We start from the raw sequence: 18,075 nt of genomic DNA, 5'->3' as shown, positions 1-18,075 counted from the left end.
TTATTATTGCATAAGAAATGCAGAATCAATAGAACCGTCCCCTTTATTCCCGTGGTAAGCACAGCTAACGATATGATCATTGACTATTCCTATGGCCTGTAGATAGGAATAAATAATTACGGGGCCGACGAATTTGAATCCTCTTTTTTTCAAATCTTTGCTGACTTTCTTTGAAAGATCGGTCTCTGCTGGAATTTGACTATCATACTGCCAATTGGATATGAGTGGTTTTCCGTCTACATAGGACCATAAAAATTCAGCAAAACTGCCGTATTCTCGTTGGATTTCCATAATGGCTAAAGCATTACTTTTAACTGATTTAATCTTTAGCGGATGTTTAACAACTTCTGTGTTCATTCGGATATTTTCCATCTCAATTTCTGACAGGTTTGCACAGTATTCTAAATCAAAATGATGAAAAGCCTGCCTGTATGCCTCGCGCTTTTTTAACACAATAGACCAAGATAATCCAGCCTGTGCTCCTTCAAGTACTAGCATTTCAAACAAATACTGATCATTATTGCTTGGAACACACCACTCTTTATCATGATATTCTCGCATCAAATCACTCGAATTTGCCCAAGCGCATCTAGTTTCCATTTATCAAACCATCCTCTTTCCATAAATTCAACTAATATAAATAGTATAAACCAATTAACCTGACAGCATTATGTCATATTTTACTTACTTTTCAAATGTAGTGACTATAATATGACTATAGAGTGTCTATTTAAAAACTATTTTTAAAAATATCCATAACATTTATACTGAGAGGACTTACATATGAAAATAAGCAGATTGTTTCAAATCGTATATATCTTACTAGAAAAAAAGTCAACAACTGCAAACGAGCTTGCTGAAAAGTTTGAAGTTTCCGTTCGAACGATTTACCGCGACATTGAAACACTTACTGAATCAGGTATCCCTATCTATACGACCCAAGGTAAAGGCGGAGGAATTACCTTGATGGACCAGTTTATATTAAACAAATCATTTCTTTTAGAAAAAGAACAAGATGAAATATTATTTTCCCTCCAAAGTCTATCTGTTGCAAATTATCCAGAGATCGATGACATCTTAACGAAACTAGGCCATTTATTTCAAAAGAGTGATACTAAATGGATCGAGGTAGATTTTTCAGCATGGGGCAGTGATACAAAAAGAAAGGAGTACTTTTCCCTATTTAAACAGTCTATATTAGATCGTCATGTAATCTCTTTTCACTATATAAATTCAAATGGGGAAAAAAGCTTCCGAAGAGTTCTCCCTACGAAATTATTATTTAAAGACAAATCATGGTATTTAAAAGGATTCTGCTTAGATAAAGCAGCTTCTCGAATTTTTAAGATTAATCGTATGTCCACAATAGAAGTAACAGATGATCATTTAGAACAAATGGATAACGTTGAAACTCTTTCATTGTCTCCCCCATTCCACAATGACCATCAAGAACGAGCCGATTTAGTTCTAAGAGTTAGCCCTGAGGTTAGCTATCGTATATATGACGAATTCGATGAGGAACATATTACAATCGAGAAAGATGGATTTTATCACATAACAATCTCTCATATGAAAGGAGAATGGCTGTACAGCTATCTCTTATCCTATGGAAACTATTTAGAAGTTATCGAGCCTACAGACATAAGGAAAGAATTAAAGAATAGAATCCAACAAATGCTGAATCAATATTCAAATACAAAAACCAACTCTTAATATGACATAATGTAGTCAGGTAATTGGGGTTAAAGTGGACCATGTACACAAAACAAAATACTATTTTGAAAAGTGAGGTTTCAATATTATGGATAAACTTCCCCAAATCATATCTGACTATATCAATGTGTCAAACAACTATGATACTCAAGGATACCTAGCAACATTTTCTGATGACGCCATTATCAAGGAAGATTCATTAGGAAAAATACTCGTTGGAAAAAAGGAAATTCAGCATTATTTCGAAACCTATTTTATAAATTATCAAACACAAACAGAGGTAATAGAATACAAAGTATCTCAAAATACTACCAACATGAAGGTTCTCTTTACAGGGAATTTCCCCGGTGAAGAAATTAACGGACTATTTAAATTCACACTCACCCCCTCTGGATTTATTGCAAGTTTAAAAGCTGATTTAGAATAAACAGAGGGACGGTACTTCCGCTTCCCAAAAAGGGAAGCAGGAGAACGTCCCTCTGCCGTCCTATTTACGAACGAAATACCCAATCAAAGCACCAACAAATGCAGGTAAAACCCAACCCAATCCTATTTCATAAAAAGGAAGGACATTTTCGTAAAAATTCCCGATTTGCTCAAAAAAGCCAAGCTTAGTATCTGGAATACTGTCAACGAGTGCCTGATAGCCGTCCAATAAACTTACGAACAGTGTTAAGACAATCGCTGTTAAGTACACACTCTGCTTTCCTTTAAATAATGGCGAAAAGAGTGCAAGCAAGATAAGCACAATCGCTAAAGGATATAAAAACATAAGCACAGGCACAGCAAATTGAATAATTTTGTTTAAGCCTAAATTTGCAAATAAGAAAGAAACAACACATAGGATAAGCACAAAGGCTTTATAGCTAACCTTCGGGAATGCTTCATGAAAAAACTCACTACAGGACGTAATTAATCCGATACTTGTTTTTAGACATGCAAGCACAATAATAATAGCAAGTAGTATTCCACCAAAAGAACCAAAATAATGCTTTGCGACAGCGGCAAAGATAAGCCCACCATTCTCAAAAGTTCCCACAGCTTGTACACTTGAGGATCCCATATAGGTGATAAATCCATAAATAAGCATCATTAACAACATGGCAAAAATTCCTGATTTCCAAGTTGTTTTGGCAATACTTTTTACATCGCTAATCCCCTTCCCTTTGATTGCATTAATCACAACAATCCCAAAGGCAAGTGATGCAAGGGCATCCATTGTATTATAGCCCTCTTTAAATCCTGTCATAAAAGCATTATCTATGTAAGTTCCTTGTGGCTCTTGAAAGCTCCCCATTGGGCGAACAAGACTTACAATGATTAATAAAAATAAAAACACTAAAAATGCAGGAGTTAAATATTTTCCAATCACATCCATAATTTTCGCTGGATTTAATGAAAAATAGTAAACGAGCAAAAAGAAAAGAAAGCTAAAAATAGCCAGAAAAAGGCTGATATATGCCTTCTCTACAAATGGCTCAATCCCAACTGCAAATGGAACCGTAGCTGTACGAGGAATCGCAAAAAATGGTCCAATTGTTAAGTAAAGAAATAGAGAAAAGAGGAATCCGAATGCTGGATGGACACGATCCGAAAGCTCGCGCACACCGTTACTTCCTGATAATCCAATTGCTAATATTCCAAGAAACGGCAGACCAATAGCTGTAACCAGAAAACCCGCTAACGCTAGCCAAAAGTTCGTACCAGCAAGCTGTCCGAGCTGGATAGGAAAAATTAAATTGCCTGCTCCAAAAAACATACCAAAAAGCATCGTACCAATCAGAGCATAGGTTGAAAAAGTAATTCTTGATTGCATGATCTAATACTCCTTTTAAAAAATACATATAAATTAGATAATACGTGAACACGGAAAAGTTCTCAACTACTTTTCAATGAATTTTCTAATAATAAATCGCTTAATTCCTAACATTCTCTAGATACAACTTCCAAATCATATGGTCATTGCCTATCTCCCAATAATCCTTCAATAAATAGTCTGGCGTTCCAAACTTCTTTTTCCAAACACGCTGAGCGTGAACATAACCACTATCTAAGCAGAATACCTCTACTCCCTTTTTATCCATTTCCTCATAAATTGCCTTCAGCAAAAGGTTTCCGATACCTCTTCTTTGATATTCAGGATGAACAAATACCGTTCCTATCTCCTTTATGTCCTTTAATTCAGCATTTGTGCATTGACAAATCAGTGCACTGGAAGGGCCATATTCAATGGAGCCAACTATGAGATCCTCTATCTTAGCGATTAAAAAACACCGTTCCACCCCATCACTTTCCAAATCCATTGCAAGAAATTGCTTCTTCGTTTCAATTTCAGCTAATAGATCCTCCTTTTTTTCTGCTATCCCTTCTTTTCGATATGTATCTGTTATTACAAGCCGGAAAAAGTCATGTAATGATTCGACATCCTCTTTTGTTGGTCTTATTATCATGATAAGCATCAGCTTAATCCCTTTCTCAAAATCTCTCCAGGCAAGCCATCTATTTCTCCTATCCACTCTGATACAAATCCTATTTTCAGTAATATTTTTCTCGAAGCAATGTTAACCGGATCAATAATTGCTTTTACTACCTTTACATTTGTTTGCTCCATTAATGAAATTAATATCCCCGCAATCGTACTGCCATATCCCTTTCCCCAATGTCCTGGCAAAAGCATATAGCCAAGTTCTGCCTCATCAGACTTTTGTTCATTTGAAGTCAAATGCCCAAGCCCAATAAACACTTCTGTTTCTGGTTGAAAAAAGGCATATGTCCCAAAGACATGCTCCTTTTCATTACGAGTTAATAACTTCTCGTAGTTTGCTTTTGCTTCTTTTAATGGAATGGCTCGCTCTGTAATCTGTGCCATCACTCGCTTATCAGATACTAGCTGATAATATAAAGCAAAATCATTTACTGTAAATTTCCGATACAACATCCTGTTTCATCCCCTTAATAATTTATTCGTCTTCCGTTTCGTAATTATGACAATCTAGTGACGTCCGCATACCAAACATCATTTTAAAAAAAGCTAAGGATATTCTATAACAAAGAAGGGGTTATTCCATGGAAAAAAGATTAAACTTGTTAATGTTTAGTGGTGATTATGATAAAGCAATGGCTGGCTTAATTCTCGCCAACAGCGCCCGGGAAATAAATATGGAAGTAACAATGTTTTTCACCTTTTGGGGGCTCTTATTACTTAGAGATCCAGAAAAAATCGATATGGAAGGTAAGTCTATCTATGAAAAAATGTTTAGTACCCTCACTCCCAAAGACGTAGAGCAGCTTCCTTTATCTAAAATGAATTATGCTGGTCTAGGTAAAAAAATGATGAAAGAAATGCTTGATGATGAAGATGCCCCACCATTAATAGCTTTCTTAAAAGGGGCCCGAAAGAAACAAGTAAAGTTTCTTGCCTGTAAACTATCTGTAGAAATACTCGGCTTTAAGCAAGAAGAATTTTATCCAGAAGTCGAAATTGTAGATGCCAAGGTCTATCTGGAGGATGCTTTGAAGTCAGATATTCAGCTTTTTATTTAAAACCAAAAACAGCCATTACAAAACGAGTAAAAAGGGCGGTCAATCTGCTGATGCAAAAGAACCGCCCAAAAACCTTTAATATACCTCTGTTGCATTAGGATGCAACTTACGGACATGGTTTAAATAGCTTTTCACCTTTTCTGCCTCTTCTAATGAATAATGATAACCCAACTGTTTTCCGACTTCTAATCCTGTTTCCTCAAATAATGCTGTCATCGAAAATAACGATTCCCAGACTTGATTATACTCTCCACACGGATAGGTGTGCATAAGCTTCTGCCATGTTTGCCCATCAACATATCGCTTTAAATACTTACTGTTTTTCCCCATACTAAGCGAAAAATCCGTTTCTATGCCAACCTTCCATTCTAGCATTTTTAAAAGCATCGCTCTTACTATATTCATATGATCAATCGCATAAAGGATCTCTTGTCTCCATAATCCTTTGACTACATAGGTAGAGACCCACCAAAATTCATTAAAGCAATCAGCAAACTGATCGGCTGTCGGCTTTTTCACCCAATAATCCTTATCCGTACTAGGTGGCACATAGGGAAGAATACCATCCTTATCTAATAAAACCATTGTCAGTGCATCCTCTTGGCAGTAGCTCTCCTTTTCTTCAATCGGAATAAGTATTAAATCAAGCCGATTCCCATCTGCAAATAGCATAAGATAAGAGAATCTTCCACCAAGCGTTGATGGAAAAAGGGAGGAATCTTCTGGTGTTTGCATAATAATTCGTTCTCCAAAGACATCAACCCAATCATGCTCATTCAAAAAATACTTCATATTATCCACTATATACACAATATCAAAATCCTGAAAAGTATCTTTCGGTACATTTGGATTGGATCTTGATCCATTCATACAAACAGCTCTCACTCTATTATCCTTATTTGCCACTGTTAATACTAAATCTAGCATCTGCTTCTCTGTACGCACCCTATCCCCTCCAATTATAATTTAATTATTTACTCCTTAATAATTGGCGGTGCTCGAATCCAAATGGAATCTCTTATACCCTATGCTCTAAAAAACTCATCAGCTTATCACCCCTGTTAATAAATAATATATGGTCCAAAAAATACAGTTAACAAAATAATATGCACGCCAACAAAATAGATAATTCTTGGTGCTCCTGTCCATTCATTCACACGTTTCGTCAGCATCGATAGGAAATAAGCAATAACCGCAAATAATACTAAATAGAAATAGGTACTACCCGTAAAAGTTAAATAATTTGGTGCACTTGACAATATATTTGGCACGAAGAAACGATCCTTAAATATCACAGCTGCAACTAAGTAGATTCCGATACCCGTATAGAAAATCCATGGTCGATCATAATCTACGGTTCTACTGAAAAATACATACATAAATATGACAAATAAAATTGGCCATATTAACCAAATGAAGGAAAGCGCAAATGCAAAAAAGGAAGTCGAAATCATTCCAAATGTCTTTCCAAATGCCTGTAACCAATCTTCAGATGTATGTTTAATTTGTTTATTTATCTTAACCAACTCATTGGAAGAAACATAAACTTTATTGCCATCTCCATCAAGATCCATCCAAGCAACCGTATCCTCATTTAGCCATTGTGGGATAGTAGAAATCGCGGCTGTATTGCTGCGTCTTTCCGTCTCTGTGCTTCCCTCTTCGCCTATTTCTGCTTCATAAATATTGAACCCTTTCTTCTCATTATATTTCGTTTCTGTAAAACCATTCGCCTTAAATAAAAGCCGTGGCTTGCCCTCCCTATAAGTAAAGGCAACATCCGAAATTTCCGTTAGCTTCCCATTCTCTGTTGCAGGATCCTGAAATTTTAACTCATACTGTTCAGGTTGTTCTGCTCTTGTAATATCAACTTCTGCAAAGTAGTTGAAATACTCTGGTTTACCTTGTGTTAACTCGAGTTCTTCTAGAAGCAATAATGCCAGCTTCTGCTCCTCGAAAGTGAAGGAAATCCCATTTACTATCTTCCCAGGATCAACCTTTATCTTTGTTTCATATAAATGATTTATTTTCTCGTCTTGAAGGCGGTATAAAGTAAGGTCTACATCACTTTTCCCCTTTGTAAACATCAGTAGATGAATGCCATCATCATTCTCTTCAATAGAAAGCTTTTCTTTATCTAGATTAATCTCCATCAGTTTTGAAGATTTTTTTGTTTCAGGATTTAATTGAAAAAGCGTATTTTCTTTTACATACAGAATAGACGAATCCAGCGGGTAGAATTCCTCTACGTCAGCAACTAATTCCGTCTTATTTTGGTCATAAATATTTTCATAGTCAAAATATATAAGCTGCTCATTTCCCTGATATATTTGCGTCCATTTATCTACAGAGATATCATATTTTTTCTCTTTCTCTATACGAAACTCCTTGTTCAATGTTGCAGTATTTAATTTATTTTCCTGAAAAAAGGAAAATAAATAATTGCCATCCTCTGTTTCCTTTATTGCTGGTAATTTATTTACTTGAGATTGTCCAACTAACAACCCCCTGCTCCAATCTGATTCCGGCTGTGCTGTCACTTTAGAAAAGTTTTGGAAAAATAATAAAAACAGTCCAAATAAAATCAGCACACCTGGTATCATCCAATATAGATTTAGTCGTATCCAGGTCTTCATCTTATTCCCCCATGTTGTTTCAAATAAATTCTCTTTGTATTTCGAATAAAATAATAATAGCATATTTTCTGACAAAATATGCTATTATTATCTCTTTTCTATTTCGTAAAAGAAAAGGCTAAATTAAAGAGGGATTCGTTCTATTTTAATAAGAACAAATCCCATTTTACTCATTCACCCAGTTAAAATATCCTCTTTCGGATAACGAATCTTTGATTTATTTGGTTTTGCTAAAGAAAAGGCTAAAGTTAACGGTCCAATTTTTCCGACAAACATGACAAAAACGATTACAATTTTCCCTATGGACGTTAATGCACCTGTTAATCCCATCGATAAGCCTGAGGTTCCAAAAGCAGATACTACTTCAAACACAATTGCGATGAACCTTGCATTCTTCTCTGTTACGTCCAAAATAAAAATCGCCACAAAGATCACAGACAAACTAATAATAGTAATAGCTAATGATTTTACAACGGTTCTATCATCTATAGATCGATTAAAAACAACGATTTCGTCTTTGTTTCTTAAAAACGAAAGAACAGACAATATCATAGCAAGGAAGGTTGTTAGTTTAATACCTCCACCTGTAGAACCGCTTCCTGCCCCAATAAACATTAGCAAAATCATTAAAAACAAGGTTGATTCATTTAAGCCTCCAATATCAACTGTATTAAAACCAGCTGTTCTTGGCACTACGCCTTGAAAATAAGCAGCTTGGATTTTCCCAGACCAGGATAAATCTCCTAATGTTTGAGGATTATCATATTCAAAGCTGAATACAAGAAACACGGCAATAACATTAATGACAATCGTCCCAACTACCATCATCTTTGTATGCAGGGTTAGTTTTTTAAACTCCGATTTCTTCCACAAATCAAACACAACTGTAAATCCTATTCCCCCAACAATAAAGAGAATGGAAATAACTATATTAACGACGGGATCTGCTACATATCTCGATAAATTATCCGGCCAGATCGAAAACCCAGCATTATTAAAGGAGGAAATAGAGTGAAAAATAGCTGCATAACTTCCTTTTCCCCATCCCATTTCTGGAACCCACCTGATAGCTAGTAGAACTGCCGCAATAGTCTCGAGAATAATAGAAAATAAAAATAACTGCTTCGCTAATTTAATAATTCCGCCCATAGACGTTTGACTTAAAGCTTGCTGAATAAGAAGACGTTCTTTAAATCCAATCTTTCTCCCCAAGGTCATGAAAATTAAAACAGCAAACGTCATGATTCCTAATCCACCAAGTTGAATTAAACATAATATCACAATTTCTCCGAATAAGGTAAACGAAGCCCCGGTATCTATAACTGCTAAACCAGTAACTGTCATCGCAGAAGTCGATGTGAATAACGCATCTGTCCATGAAATGCTTCCTGTTGTAGCTAAAGGGACCTTCAAAAGGACTGTACCTAGTATCGTAAAAACTAAAAATACGAAAATAAGAATCTGAGGCGGGCTTAATGCAATTATATCCTTTTTCTTAGGAATCCTCATTTTTTCTCCTCTTCCTTCCAACATAACGTCCTACAAAATGATTCTTTCATAGCTTGTGCAGAATTTCCGTTCCCATAATTTTTCATTCTAAAATTCACACGCCAAAAAACCACAGAGGTATCCTACTGTGGTCCATGAATTACGCAATGAGCACAAGTTCGATTCACTCTTCTTACAACGCTTACGAAGTTAGCAGTCGGATTCGGGTCTAAGAACTAACCCTACCTTTCGTAAAAAGGATTCACCCCAAGTGATTACTCACAAATAAATTGGGTCCTCCGCTCCTCATTCATGGAGGATTCAGCGACATTACTTGAAATTTATTATTTTTTTGTATCTTACTCCTGTAAATAGAGGTTTGTAAAGGTCTATTTAGGTTAAAATTCAAGCAAAAACAACGAGAAATATCCTCTTCTCATTCACATTCTTTCTTTTTCTAATCATGGCTATTATTTATGCTTATTAATATATCCAACGCAGCCAAATCTATTTTCATTATTTCAATTGACCTAACAAACTGATAGCTAATATTCTTCCTCGCCATATTCTTTGGGAACAATAGCAAATACAATCAACACTAAACAAGCTAACAATGCTAGAATGGCGAGGGACATGATAACCATCCTTTAAAGTTGGTATAACAGATAATATTCCCAAAAACCATAACAATAGTTACACAATAAAGAATTCTCTAGAGAAATAATTCTAAGCCTTTCATTCCAAAAGTGCATTTTGATTAAAATACGTCATCTTAAGCATAGGAAAAACCCTCAAGCTTTTAAACACTTGAAAGGTTTTCCCCATAAAAATTTGACTATATTGGGGAACCTATATTTTAACGTGATATCTGCCCTTAGGAACAACTAAAGGAGTACCAGAGACTGGATCATTAATAACCGTACAATTAAGGCCAAAAATATCTTCAACCAATGAACTTGTAATAATATCTGCTGGTTTTCCTTCCCCTACAAGTTTCCCTTTCTCAAGCGCAAAAATATAATCTGCATAACGCGCAGAAAGGTTGATATCATGTAGCACCATCACAATAGTTGTTCCGTATTTACGATTAAGATCTGTTAATAGATCTAAAATTTCTACTTGATAGGTGATATCTAAGAAAGTTGTAGGCTCATCAAGAAATAAAATATCTGTTTGCTGGGCTAATGCCATAGCAATCCAGACACGCTGTCTTTGCCCACCTGATAGCTCATCAATATCACGATTAGCAAATTCTGTTATCTTCATAATTTCCATTGCATCAGCAACCGCTTCATAATCCTTTTTTGACCAACCGCTTAAGAAGGTTTGATGAGGGAATCTCCCCCGTCCAACTAAATCTGCTACCGTTATTCCTTCAGGCACAATAGGAGATTGCGGTAAAATACCAAGAATTCGAGCTAATTGCTTAGGTGGAAATTTACTGATCGATTTTCCATCAAGTGTAATATTACCAGACGAAGATTTAATAAGATTAGATAATGTTTTTAAAAGAGTCGATTTCCCGCAACCATTTGCTCCGATTATAACACTTATTTTGTTACTCGGAATTTCAAGCTCAATATCTTCTAATATCATTTTATTTTCATAGCCCGATGTTAACTTTTCCGCTCGAAATTCATGTATCTTTTCCATTACAATTCTTCCTTTCGATTCATTCGAATTAATAGCATGATTAAGTATGGAGCACCCAGAATACCTGTTATTACACCTACTGGGTATCTAGCAACAAATGCAAACTGTCCAATAAGATCAGATGCTAAAACTAAAATGATCCCCACAAGACCTGCTGGAATAACACTAGAGAAACCAATACCAACTAGTCTTTTTGCGATAGGTCCAGAAAGGAATGCGACAAATGCAATGGGTCCTGTTGTAGCAGTAGCTAGCGCAATGATAAGTACAGAGCTGATAATCAATATAAGCCTTGTTCTGTCTGTATGAATTCCAAGGGAAGTTGCTGTTTGCTCTCCAAGCTCTAACATATCCAATCGCTTTCCAAGTAATATGATGATAGGTGCAAAGATAAGAACCGTAATCATAAGGGCATAAAGATTATCCATTTTAGCTCCATTTAAACTACCACTTAACCATCTCATCGCTGTAGGAACATCATGATGCTGTCCGATAAGCAATAAATAGGATATTACCGCATTTAACATTGCCTGTATTCCAATTCCTATCAATATTAACCTACCAATCGAAAACGAATTACCTTTTGACAATAGAAAAATAATAATTACTGTAACTAGTCCACCTATAATAGATGCAATCGAAACAAAAGTACTACTTGCATGAAGCACGATGATACAAAATACAGCAGCGGCACTTGAACCAGTTGTTATTCCGATAACATTTGGGTTTGCTAATGGATTACGAAGCATCGTTTGAAATACATATCCAGAGATACCAAACGCAAAGCCAGCAAAAACACCTGCAACCATTCTTGGAAAACGGATGGTTCCCACTGCGAAGGAAGCCCCTTTTACTTGCTCGCCTAGTAAAACACTGATTACATCTGAAACAGGATATATAGTGTTTCCTAACATAAGCATCGTCCAGCATAGCGCAAAAGAAATAATTGCTAGAAGGCAAGTCACAAGTATAAAACGACGACGTCTTTTTAATCTACCTACCATAATAAGATTCATTGATTCATTCATCATAACGTACGCATTTTCGCTTTCATAGTTATTAAGATTAAAATTGGGGCACCGATAAAGGCTGTAACTACCCCCACTTCCAGTTCACCAGGACTTCCAATAATCCGGCCACATACATCTGAAATGGTTAATATAATCGCACCTGCTACCGCAGACATTGGAATAATATAGCGCAAATCAGGACCAATAACGAGGCGAATCACATGTGTTGCAAGCAGACCAATGAAGCCAATAGGGCCTGCTAGCGCTGTTGCTGCCCCACACAATAATACTCCTCCAAATGCCGCAACAAGTCTAAGTGTGCCGGTACGTACACCTAATCCTGTAGCTACTTCATCCCCTAATGCTAAAGCATTTAGTGCGGGAGCTGAGAACACCGCTATTAGTATACCAATAAGGAGAAAAGGAATAAAAATAGAGATAGAGTTCCAATTTCCAGTCCCTACACTACCTACCTGCCAAAATCTAAATTGATCCATCACATTTGAACGCGGAATCATAATTGCCATTACAAGAGAGGATAAGGCAGCACTTGTCGCAGCTCCTGCTAAAACGAGTTTAAGGGGGGTGGCACCGCCACTCCCCATCGAACCAATTCCGAATACAAAAATGGCAGTTAAAATTGCTCCAGCTAATGCAAACCAAATATATTGACTAGCAGAACCAATATGAAAAAAGGAAATTCCACAAACGACGAATAATGCGGCACCTGTGTTTACTCCTAATATACTAGGATCTGCAATCGGATTACGTGTGACAGATTGCATAAGAGCCCCAGAAACTCCTAATGCAGCACCACACATTAAACTAAATACAGTTCTAGCAATTCTTTGGCGAACAACATTGGCCCCATGGGACTGTATGTCAGGATGGAATAATCCATCCATTATTTCATTCCAGCCAACTGTACGAGAGCCAAAAGCAAGAGACGCCAATATACTTGTACCGAGTAAGACAATAGAAAGTAATAATACGCTCATAAACTTTCTCGGTATTACTAACTGCTTATTTTTTAAAACGGATGTATGATCCATTTAGTTCACTTTACTTACAGCTTCTGAGAGTAATTTTAAGTACTCATCGAGAGTATATTCAATGGAAAGTGTACTTGGTGTTCCTGCTGCTGCAAGTGGCGTATTATCCTCAATAATGACAACAGACCCTCTCTCGACCGCTGGAATTTTCCCATAGATTGGATCAGCCTGTAAAGCGGCAAGTGTATCGTCATTTCCATACGATACGAAAATATCAACATCGTTTAGTATATCTGCATTCTCAGCACTTACTTCCAAATAGAAACTAGCTGGATCCGTCATTTTACTTGTAATACTTTCCGGATATTCCATTCCTAACTCTGTAAGGAACTCACCGCGTGAATCTGTTGGGGAGTAGATGTAAAACTTCGATAAGTCAGAACCATTCATGCTTACGAATGCTGCTTTTTTTCCTTTAATTTCAGGATATTGATTCGCTTTATCTGCAATTAATTTTTCTGTATCGGCAATAAGCTGTTTTCCTTCTTCTTCCATACCCATTCCCATGGAATTGTACGTTACTTGTTCACGCCAAGAAGCTACCCAAGGACTTTCTTGATAGGCAATGACTGGTGCAATTTCACTTAAAGTATCATATTCTTCTTGCGTAATACCAGAATATGCTGCAAGAATAACATCTGGATTCGAATCGGCAATCGCTTCAAAATCTAAGCCATCTGTATCTTGATAGATATTGGGGTTTTTTTCACCTAGTTCTTCTAGTTTCTTTGCAGTCCAAGGCAACATTCCGCTATCATCCTGAACACCATAATTTGCTGCTGAGAAACCAACAGGCACAACCCCAAGTGCAAGCGCAACATCTTGGTTGGACCATGCAATAGTAGCAACACGTTCTGGCTTCTCTTCAATTATACTCTCACCAAACGCATGTTTAATCGTGATTGGATATTTAGAATCTGTATTGGAATCAGCTGATTTTGTTTCATCCGCTTTAGAAGATGACTGACTGGAACAGCCTGCTAATAACAAGATGGATACAATGGAGAATAATAAAATTTGAATAAATGGCTTTTTTCGATTTTTAAACATATGTATGCCCCTTCTTTTTCTAGTCTTTATAATAGTTAATGATTATCATTCTCAATTATAATACTTGTTTTTTATTTTTCTGTCAATTATAAATGAGAAAAATAAAGGCTATTATGAATGTTTCTGTCGAAAAATAGAGAAAACGATTAAAACTGTTAAACAGCTACTATTAAAAAGGCAATCGTGATAAACCTTTATTTTCTTCTTCCTTCTTCTTGCATCATCTTTGTGCCAATAAATATTTAAAAAAAAGAACAGTCCAATTAACTGTTCAAGAGTACAAACCCATATTTTAGGGTAAATAAGAAGAATCCATTTTGAAAAAAAGTTTGATCATTTTCTACCTGTGTTCCTCCACAATCGTGCCTGTTTGTGGAAGATCGTTATTAAAGTAAAGGCACCCCGATAGTTTAAGTAAAACTGTTCACAAATTATAGTCAGTGGTTTAAGATTTTGATTAATTTAATATCGGATAAGCCTGTTCCTCACCATCTAACATCGAGGTAACGATTGTCATAAAATCTTCATCTCCAATTTCAAAATGACCTCTACGGAATGTAAACCCCCAATTGCGATTTCCACGCGTAAAAGTGAGCTGGTTTAACAACAACGCAATCTTAACTTCTCGACAAGGAATATAACGAATATCTCTTCGAAATGGTACAAACGACTCCGACACCTGATGTTTGTAGGCTCCATTGTCCGTAACCTGACCAATAGCGGTAAATGCTTGAAGTGGCTTCCCTTTGGAAATGTCCGTACGAGGAGAATAGTATATCTGCCAATCACCTCGAAACATTTGACGCAAAGTCGATGCCTTACCGTGACACAACTGTGCAAACCCACCTTCTATAGCTAAATTTACATGCGAAGCGGATACAACGCCAATCTAATATCTGCTGTTCTGACTTGTTATACTCGACATGACGCCCCCTACTCTTCAAACGCTAAACTCGTTTTCAACCGATCCAGTTGTAAAAAATGATGTCTGTAATGCATTTCAATCAACAAAAACCACTCCTGCGCGTTTAATGCACCGAACGCCGGATGAAGAATTTTGTTACTTACGGGCGCTTGATGTAGAACTGACTCCATATTCCTCATCCGTTCCCATACACTGTGAAGTCCTTCTACCAAATGCTCCATGCTCTCGGGTGATTGCGGAGTATAATTTGGCGAAGCAGGGACCTTAATACGAACGGCAGGAAATTGTTCTATTTTAAATACAACCTTACCCTGCTCCGTTTTTTCCTTCGCTGGATTCAATGTAGATTCGCTGCCAGCTAAACATTGCTCGACATTATGCAAATGCATGAAAGCTGATTGAATTAAATGTACATACATCTGTCCAATGGACCATTCTTCCGCGTTCAACTTTCTATGTAATTTCTCCATATTAAGTTTTTTTAGTTCTGTCAAATATCTTTCTACTGTAAATTCAAATGACTTCAAAACTTCCTTTGTACTTCTCATCGTTCAAGCAACTCTCCTCTTCATCTTGGTATAGTCACAGTATAAAAAAACACTACTGACAGGTGTATGTCAGTAGTGTTCTAAAATCTTTTTCGCTACTTCTCGAATCCTGAAGCGTAAAGACTTCGGTTCAATCACCTCGATATCTGCGCCCCAGCTAAGTAAATAATGCAATAGTTCCTCCGGATACCGAACACGAAATTGAAAGATTACAACCTCCTTACGCTCCTCAATGGATTCAATATAAAAATTAACTACCTCTATAATCTTGTCGGCAATTTCGGGGTTTGCCCTAATTAAGATTCTTTCGTCTCGATTGTCAGGTGGCCGATAGCTACTTAGGTCAAAATCATTTGGTAGAAGAAATCGATCCTTCAACACAGAAAGTTCGGTCATCCGGGACAAGCGGAAATGACGTATATCTTGCCTCATATCGCAGTGTGCGATTAAAACCCAATTTTCATGGACCAGTGTTAATCCATATGGAGAGACCACACGCTTATTTTTCCGATTCCCATCTGTTCCTGGCATTTTTTTGATATACATAAAACTGATTTTACACTGTTTCAAAATTGCGTCACGAACTTGATTAAGATACGTTTTTACCCTCTCTTCAGTTGATGGTTCCCCTACATGAAGCAGTCGCATCGTTTCCCGAACAAGCGTTGACTCGTTATGAACTGATTCCGACAAAGTAGCCTCGATTTTGCGTTTAGCGGACTTTGCATAAATACCGTAATCTGTATCCAACCTTTGTTCGATAAAATCAGCTCCCATGAGCAGGGATACGGCCTCTTCTGCTGTAAAACTAACCGGGGGCAGAAAATATCCTTCCATTAAGGAATAACCCAGGCCCGTGGCGCCTATTATCGGAACCCCAGCCTCACTCAGTGCTTGAATATCCCGATATATCGTACGCACACTTGTCTCAAATTGAGAAGCCAAATCTTCTGCCCTCAGCGTTTTGTTTCGCTGTAATTCAAGCGTGATTGCAAGCTGCCGCTCAGTTTTGTTCATTTTTTCTTTCCTCCACAATTTCAGCATCCAAAAATGTATTAATTCAATCATAGTATCTGCCCAATCATACACCTTCAGGGGCTTGACTTGCCGTTATGATGCAAGTGTGTATCTGTACCCAAACTCATTAGTAATTTCACGCATACTTCGTGAATTATTCAATAGGCGATTCATAAGAGACATGGATAAAGCTTCAATATGCTGGTCATCCATTTCTTGATATACATCATAGCCACGAATATCAAAATAATCATCGATATAACTAATATTTCTTGCCATTGTCTTATGAATTTCTTCCTCTGTTACAGTTGCCCAATTTAACGCTTCTACGCTTCCAATATTCCCGTTCAATTTCAAACTTCTCTAACACACGTTCTTCTAACAGCTTATCTTTCATTTTGATAGTATAAGCGACTTCAAATACACCTTGCCCTCTATCAACTGTTAATAAAAAGTCCCTTGTCATAACAATTGGGTCGCCTGTTTTTGGATCAGCTGAGCGTTTAATCCCAAGCGCTTCAGCAATGACAATCGTCTCTTCTTGTGGTAATAAAGGAAATTGTTCATGTATACCCAAGATAACATCAGAAAATTCAATTAAATAAAAGTAGTTCCGTTCCAAATCCGATAAAAACTCATGTTGTCTGCCGGATTTATACCTGTTAATCTTGTTGATCGACCTAATGAGGAAATATCTTGATTTTTAAGCCAAGACTGATAATCTGCCCCACTGTCCGTTCCCCGACTTTCTTTAATCCACTTCTCAATTTCAGATGTTTTTTTTCGTTTCGACACCAAAACACCCCTTTAGATAATCATATCTAAAGGGGTGAAACGGTGCAACTTTTTTATAAACGGTGAACCTTTATTTCAAAGCCACACCCGTATTCCCCTGCCAAAAAGTTCTTCCCTCCCTATCACTCTCGTCAAACCCTTGCGGCTCTAAGTTCCACACCTCTTATCTCGCCTTTTTTCTTCCCTCCATTATGTTATTAAGTCCTTCCCTAAAACCACCGCAAATGACCTGAAATCAACCTTCTGGCTTGCATAGAATATTCAGATAATGTTAAATAGATTTTCCCTGAAAGGGAAAAGAATTAAGAGGAAAACACGAAAAAAGAACTGAAAAACATCTTTCCTCAGCACTCTCTTTCTTCTATCTCGTGTTCTTTCGAACAGTATAGAAAACGATATGAAAAACCACTTGAACCCTGACTGGACAAGGGATTGGACAGACATTGAGCAAAAGAAAAAGACTGAACCCGTATTGGATCCAGCCTGGATTTGTATTGTTTTTATGATTGAAAAACCGATTGAATACATATCGGAACTACCCGCTGCACTTCCCGCTTCCTTTGCCGTTTGGATACCAACTATTTAACAGTAGGTACCGACTTTTTAGCATGAAAACCGACTATAAGACAGGGCGATATAATAGAA

The 18,075-nt window shown here is 36.9% G+C and carries 21 protein-coding genes and 1 riboswitch; of the genes, 4 read left to right on the top strand and 17 right to left on the bottom strand.

Annotated elements, in window-relative coordinates; genetic code table 11:
- Nucleotides 1–3 precede the first annotated feature (3 nt).
- Nucleotides 4–600: a DNA-3-methyladenine glycosylase I gene (locus AB3U99_RS01400; RefSeq protein ID WP_400245012.1), complete on the bottom strand. Its 597-nt coding sequence runs from the start codon at nucleotides 598–600 to the stop codon at nucleotides 4–6.
- A gap of 183 nt (nucleotides 601–783) precedes the next feature.
- Between AB3U99_RS01400 and AB3U99_RS01395 the strand changes: the two genes are divergently transcribed.
- Together AB3U99_RS01395 and AB3U99_RS01390 are read left to right on the top strand one after the other, a co-directional pair.
- On the top strand, nucleotides 784–1,713 hold the full coding sequence (locus AB3U99_RS01395) for a helix-turn-helix transcriptional regulator (protein ID WP_400245011.1): 930 nt from the start codon (nucleotides 784–786) through the stop codon (nucleotides 1,711–1,713).
- Between the two features lie 88 nt (nucleotides 1,714–1,801).
- Entirely contained in the window at nucleotides 1,802–2,140 is a 339-nt protein-coding gene (locus tag AB3U99_RS01390; protein ID WP_400245010.1) for a hypothetical protein, read from the top strand.
- A 60-nt stretch (nucleotides 2,141–2,200) separates the two neighbouring features.
- On the opposite strand, the gene brnQ is transcribed toward AB3U99_RS01390, so the two are convergent.
- The 3 genes from brnQ to AB3U99_RS01375 all read right to left on the bottom strand — a co-directional run bounded on the left by brnQ (nucleotide 2,201) and on the right by AB3U99_RS01375 (nucleotide 4,651).
- The gene (brnQ, locus tag AB3U99_RS01385; protein ID WP_400245009.1) at nucleotides 2,201–3,529 is read right to left on the bottom strand and encodes a branched-chain amino acid transport system II carrier protein; all 1,329 of its coding nucleotides are present in this window, start codon (nucleotides 3,527–3,529) and stop codon (nucleotides 2,201–2,203) included.
- Nucleotides 3,530–3,629: 100 nt separating this feature from the next.
- Nucleotides 3,630–4,172 carry a GNAT family N-acetyltransferase gene (locus AB3U99_RS01380; protein WP_400245008.1) on the bottom strand — a complete coding sequence of 181 codons (543 nt, stop codon included), beginning with the start codon at nucleotides 4,170–4,172 and terminating at the stop codon, nucleotides 3,630–3,632.
- Complete coding sequence (locus AB3U99_RS01375) at nucleotides 4,172–4,651, bottom strand: GNAT family N-acetyltransferase (RefSeq protein ID WP_400245007.1); 480 nt, start codon at nucleotides 4,649–4,651, stop codon at nucleotides 4,172–4,174. The genes AB3U99_RS01380 and AB3U99_RS01375 overlap by 1 nt, the downstream gene beginning before the upstream one ends.
- Before the next feature lie 128 nt (nucleotides 4,652–4,779).
- Here AB3U99_RS01375 and AB3U99_RS01370 point away from each other — a divergent pair, with 128 nt between their 5' ends.
- The gene (locus AB3U99_RS01370) at nucleotides 4,780–5,256 is read left to right on the top strand and encodes a DsrE/DsrF/DrsH-like family protein (RefSeq protein ID WP_400245006.1); all 477 of its coding nucleotides are present in this window, start codon (nucleotides 4,780–4,782) and stop codon (nucleotides 5,254–5,256) included.
- Nucleotides 5,257–5,331: 75 nt separating this feature from the next.
- Here AB3U99_RS01370 and AB3U99_RS01365 read toward each other — a convergent pair whose 3' ends face one another.
- The 13 genes from AB3U99_RS01365 to AB3U99_RS01305 form a co-directional block, all read right to left on the bottom strand.
- Nucleotides 5,332–6,201 carry an aminoglycoside 6-adenylyltransferase gene (locus AB3U99_RS01365; RefSeq protein ID WP_400245005.1) on the bottom strand — a complete coding sequence of 290 codons (870 nt, stop codon included), beginning with the start codon at nucleotides 6,199–6,201 and terminating at the stop codon, nucleotides 5,332–5,334.
- A 116-nt stretch (nucleotides 6,202–6,317) separates the two neighbouring features.
- Nucleotides 6,318–7,892 (bottom strand): hypothetical protein, encoded by a 1,575-nt coding sequence (locus AB3U99_RS01360; RefSeq protein WP_400245004.1) that lies wholly within the window; start codon nucleotides 7,890–7,892, stop codon nucleotides 6,318–6,320.
- 174 nt (nucleotides 7,893–8,066) lie between these two features.
- Nucleotides 8,067–9,401 (bottom strand): TrkH family potassium uptake protein, encoded by a 1,335-nt coding sequence (locus AB3U99_RS01355; RefSeq protein ID WP_400245003.1) that lies wholly within the window; start codon nucleotides 9,399–9,401, stop codon nucleotides 8,067–8,069.
- A 163-nt stretch (nucleotides 9,402–9,564) separates the two neighbouring features.
- Nucleotides 9,565–9,717: riboswitch (cyclic di-AMP (ydaO/yuaA leader) on the bottom strand.
- Between the two features lie 512 nt (nucleotides 9,718–10,229).
- Entirely contained in the window at nucleotides 10,230–11,033 is an 804-nt protein-coding gene (locus AB3U99_RS01350; RefSeq protein ID WP_400245002.1) for an ABC transporter ATP-binding protein, read from the bottom strand.
- Nucleotides 11,033–12,064: a FecCD family ABC transporter permease gene (locus AB3U99_RS01345; RefSeq protein ID WP_400245001.1), complete on the bottom strand. Its 1,032-nt coding sequence runs from the start codon at nucleotides 12,062–12,064 to the stop codon at nucleotides 11,033–11,035. Before AB3U99_RS01345 ends, AB3U99_RS01350 begins: the two co-directional genes overlap by 1 nt.
- Nucleotides 12,061–13,095, bottom strand: coding sequence for a FecCD family ABC transporter permease (locus AB3U99_RS01340; protein WP_400245000.1), 1,035 nt, complete (start codon nucleotides 13,093–13,095; stop codon nucleotides 12,061–12,063). Before AB3U99_RS01340 ends, AB3U99_RS01345 begins: the two co-directional genes overlap by 4 nt.
- Nucleotides 13,096–14,145 carry an iron-siderophore ABC transporter substrate-binding protein gene (locus AB3U99_RS01335; RefSeq protein WP_400244999.1) on the bottom strand — a complete coding sequence of 350 codons (1,050 nt, stop codon included), beginning with the start codon at nucleotides 14,143–14,145 and terminating at the stop codon, nucleotides 13,096–13,098.
- Nucleotides 14,146–14,602: 457 nt separating this feature from the next.
- Nucleotides 14,603–15,034 (bottom strand): EVE domain-containing protein, encoded by a 432-nt coding sequence (locus AB3U99_RS01330; protein WP_400247923.1) that lies wholly within the window; start codon nucleotides 15,032–15,034, stop codon nucleotides 14,603–14,605.
- Nucleotides 15,035–15,078: 44 nt separating this feature from the next.
- On the bottom strand, nucleotides 15,079–15,618 hold the full coding sequence (locus tag AB3U99_RS01325) for a DinB family protein (RefSeq protein WP_400244998.1): 540 nt from the start codon (nucleotides 15,616–15,618) through the stop codon (nucleotides 15,079–15,081).
- 69 nt (nucleotides 15,619–15,687) lie between these two features.
- On the bottom strand, nucleotides 15,688–16,635 hold the full coding sequence (locus AB3U99_RS01320; protein WP_400244997.1) for a helix-turn-helix transcriptional regulator: 948 nt from the start codon (nucleotides 16,633–16,635) through the stop codon (nucleotides 15,688–15,690).
- A 93-nt stretch (nucleotides 16,636–16,728) separates the two neighbouring features.
- Nucleotides 16,729–16,914 carry a hypothetical protein gene (locus AB3U99_RS01315; RefSeq protein WP_400244996.1) on the bottom strand — a complete coding sequence of 62 codons (186 nt, stop codon included), beginning with the start codon at nucleotides 16,912–16,914 and terminating at the stop codon, nucleotides 16,729–16,731.
- Between the two features lie 4 nt (nucleotides 16,915–16,918).
- Nucleotides 16,919–17,257: a TnsA endonuclease N-terminal domain-containing protein gene (locus AB3U99_RS01310; protein WP_400244995.1), complete on the bottom strand. Its 339-nt coding sequence runs from the start codon at nucleotides 17,255–17,257 to the stop codon at nucleotides 16,919–16,921.
- Nucleotides 17,233–17,430: a transposase gene (locus AB3U99_RS01305; RefSeq protein WP_400244994.1), complete on the bottom strand. Its 198-nt coding sequence runs from the start codon at nucleotides 17,428–17,430 to the stop codon at nucleotides 17,233–17,235. Before AB3U99_RS01305 ends, AB3U99_RS01310 begins: the two co-directional genes overlap by 25 nt.
- 397 nt (nucleotides 17,431–17,827) lie before the next feature.
- On the opposite strand from AB3U99_RS01305, the gene AB3U99_RS01300 reads away from it, so the two are divergent.
- Complete coding sequence (locus AB3U99_RS01300) at nucleotides 17,828–18,016, top strand: hypothetical protein (RefSeq protein ID WP_400244927.1); 189 nt, start codon at nucleotides 17,828–17,830, stop codon at nucleotides 18,014–18,016.
- Nucleotides 18,017–18,075: the final 59 nt, after the last annotated feature.

The organism is Niallia tiangongensis (assembly GCF_044704065.1).
In the GTDB taxonomy this organism is placed as follows: Bacteria; Bacillota; Bacilli; order Bacillales; family Cytobacillaceae; genus Niallia; species Niallia tiangongensis.
The sequence above is the reverse complement of the archived record's forward strand: the minus strand, read 5'-3'. Positions and strand labels throughout refer to the sequence as shown.

Excerpts from the sequence above, each read along its gene's own strand:
- AB3U99_RS01335 (WP_400244999.1), bottom strand. The coding sequence starts at position 14,145 with ATGTTTAAAAATCGAAAAAAGCCATTTATTCAAATTTTATTATTCTCC.
- brnQ (WP_400245009.1), bottom strand. The coding sequence starts at position 3,529 with ATGCAATCAAGAATTACTTTTTCAACCTATGCTCTGATTGGTACGATG.
- AB3U99_RS01320 (WP_400244997.1), bottom strand. The coding sequence starts at position 16,635 with ATGAACAAAACTGAGCGGCAGCTTGCAATCACGCTTGAATTACAGCGA.
- AB3U99_RS01375 (WP_400245007.1), bottom strand. The coding sequence starts at position 4,651 with ATGTTGTATCGGAAATTTACAGTAAATGATTTTGCTTTATATTATCAG.
- AB3U99_RS01350 (WP_400245002.1), bottom strand. The coding sequence starts at position 11,033 with ATGGAAAAGATACATGAATTTCGAGCGGAAAAGTTAACATCGGGCTAT.
- AB3U99_RS01395 (WP_400245011.1), top strand. The coding sequence starts at position 784 with ATGAAAATAAGCAGATTGTTTCAAATCGTATATATCTTACTAGAAAAA.
- AB3U99_RS01340 (WP_400245000.1), bottom strand. The coding sequence starts at position 13,095 with ATGGATCATACATCCGTTTTAAAAAATAAGCAGTTAGTAATACCGAGA.
- AB3U99_RS01370 (WP_400245006.1), top strand. The coding sequence starts at position 4,780 with ATGGAAAAAAGATTAAACTTGTTAATGTTTAGTGGTGATTATGATAAA.
- AB3U99_RS01325 (WP_400244998.1), bottom strand. The coding sequence starts at position 15,618 with ATGAGAAGTACAAAGGAAGTTTTGAAGTCATTTGAATTTACAGTAGAA.
- AB3U99_RS01300 (WP_400244927.1), top strand. The coding sequence starts at position 17,828 with ATGAAAAACCACTTGAACCCTGACTGGACAAGGGATTGGACAGACATT.
- AB3U99_RS01390 (WP_400245010.1), top strand. The coding sequence starts at position 1,802 with ATGGATAAACTTCCCCAAATCATATCTGACTATATCAATGTGTCAAAC.
- AB3U99_RS01360 (WP_400245004.1), bottom strand. The coding sequence starts at position 7,892 with ATGAAGACCTGGATACGACTAAATCTATATTGGATGATACCAGGTGTG.
- AB3U99_RS01380 (WP_400245008.1), bottom strand. The coding sequence starts at position 4,172 with ATGCTTATCATGATAATAAGACCAACAAAAGAGGATGTCGAATCATTA.
- AB3U99_RS01315 (WP_400244996.1), bottom strand. The coding sequence starts at position 16,914 with ATGGCAAGAAATATTAGTTATATCGATGATTATTTTGATATTCGTGGC.
- AB3U99_RS01355 (WP_400245003.1), bottom strand. The coding sequence starts at position 9,401 with ATGAGGATTCCTAAGAAAAAGGATATAATTGCATTAAGCCCGCCTCAG.
- AB3U99_RS01345 (WP_400245001.1), bottom strand. The coding sequence starts at position 12,064 with ATGATGAATGAATCAATGAATCTTATTATGGTAGGTAGATTAAAAAGA.
- AB3U99_RS01400 (WP_400245012.1), bottom strand. The coding sequence starts at position 600 with ATGGAAACTAGATGCGCTTGGGCAAATTCGAGTGATTTGATGCGAGAA.